1 protein-coding gene is annotated in these 577 nt (G+C 48.4%); it reads left to right on the top strand.

The annotated features are described in order from the left end of the window. Positions 1–577: ABC transporter transmembrane domain-containing protein (locus R7R24_RS28985; RefSeq protein ID WP_318120497.1), on the top strand; the 577-nt coding region annotated here is incomplete at both ends.

Raw genomic sequence — 577 nt, 5'->3', positions numbered from 1 at the left:
AACCTCCCCGCTTTTTTGAACGATACAAAACTGGCGATTTGATGGCGCGCGGCACGAACGATGTAAGAAACATCGTTATGACAGCTGGCGAAGGGGTATTAACGGCAGCCGACTCGGTTATCACAGGCATAGCAGTATTGATCATCATGGTCACGCAAGTCAGTTGGAAACTGACCGTTATGGCCCTGTTGCCAATGCCATTTCTCGCGGTAATTATTTTCTTTATCGTCCGCATTCTTCACCAACGTTTTCGTGTCGCGCAGGAAGCATTCTCTTCGATGTCCGATATGACGCAAGAATCCCTAAATGGTGTGCGAATGCTGCGTGCTTTTGGTTTAGAAAACCAAGAGCAACAACGATTTGAAGATGTCGTTGACGATACCGGTGCTAAAAACATCGCGGTAGCAAGAGTAGATGCGCGCTTTGACCCTGCGATTCAGTTGACGATTGGTCTTTCGTTTCTTCTTAGTGTGGCGGCAGGCGCGTATCTGGTCGACAAAGGCGAAATCACTCTTGGTGATTTGACAGCCTTCACCATGTACTTGGGTTTGATGATTTGGCCAATGCTGGCGTTCGC

The sequence above is a fragment of the Vibrio sp. 704 genome (assembly GCF_033339295.1).
This window is presented reverse-complemented; position numbering and strand designations above follow the sequence as displayed.